At 59.9% G+C, this 1,076-nt stretch carries 2 rRNA genes and 1 pseudogene; all 3 read left to right on the top strand.

What is annotated here, in order from left to right:
* A 23S ribosomal RNA gene (locus I5I_RS06680) occupies positions 1 to 267 on the top strand; the annotation flags it as partial.
* Positions 268 to 374: 107 nt separating this feature from the next.
* Positions 375 to 491 (top strand): 5S ribosomal RNA (gene rrf / locus I5I_RS06675).
* Between the two features lie 72 nt (positions 492 to 563).
* Positions 564 to 1,076 (top strand): annotated as a pseudogene (locus I5I_RS16785) (primosomal protein); the annotation flags it as partial.

The following is a 1,076-nucleotide window of genomic DNA, read 5'->3' as shown; positions in this document are numbered from 1 at the left end:
AAATTTGAGAGGATCTGACCCTAGTACGAGAGGACCGGGTTGGACGAACCTCTGGTGTGCCAGTTGTTCCGCCAGGAGCACCGCTGGTTAGCTACGTTCGGGATGGATAACCGCTGAAAGCATCTAAGCGGGAAGCCGGCCTCAAGATGAGATTTCCATACCTTCGGGTGAGAGGCTCCCAGCCAGACTACTGGGTTGATAGGCCGGATGTGGAAGCGTGGCAACACGTGAAGCTGACCGGTACTAATAAGCCGATGACTTGATAACACACCGTTTTGGTGCTTGCGTCCACTGAGTGGTTCTCGATGTACGGTCGAGAACACACACAAACATCATTTTTGATCGTTGTGTGCTTGATGAAACATCAATAGTGTTTCGGCGGCCATAGCGTGAGGGAAACGCCCGGTCACATTCCGAACCCGGAAGCTAAGCCTCACAGCGCCGATGGTACTGCAGGGGGGACCCTGTGGGAGAGTAGGACACCGCCGGACTTCTTTTCAGGAAATGGCCACCCAACGCTGGGTGGCCATTTCCCGTTAACACGACTGAAAGGAACTCCTTCGATGGCACAGGATCGCGATCCCGAGAACCCGGATGCGACGCCCGAGCGCCGCCGGAGGTTTACCGACCGTGCTGGGTCGTCACGGGGCGCGGCCCGCTCCGACAACCAGCGCCAGCGCGATGGTGAGCGTAAGCCGTACGTCAAGCGTGATGGTGAGCGTAAGCCGTACGTCAAGCGTGATGGTGAGCGTAAGCCGTACGCTGCCCGTGATGGTGAGCGTAAGCCGTACGCGGCGCGTGATGGTGAGCGTAAGCCGTACGTGAAGCGTGATGGTGAGCGTAAGCCGTACGCGGCGCGTGATGGTGAGCGTAAGCCGTACGCGGCGCGTGATGGTGAGCGTAAGCCGTACGCGGCGCGCGATGGTGAGCGTAAGCCGTACGTGAAGCGTGATGGTGAGCGTAAGCCCTACGCGGCGCGCGATGGTGAGCGTAAGCCGTACGTGAAGCGTGATGGCGACCGGACGTCGCGTGTTCCGGCTCGCACCTCGCGTCCGCCGCAGGGTTCGGACCGTCGC

The organism is Microbacterium sp. B24, from assembly GCF_000333415.1.
In the GTDB taxonomy this organism is placed as follows: domain Bacteria; phylum Actinomycetota; class Actinomycetes; order Actinomycetales; family Microbacteriaceae; genus Microbacterium.
The sequence above is the reverse complement of the archived record's forward strand: the minus strand, read 5'-3'. Positions and strand labels throughout refer to the sequence as shown.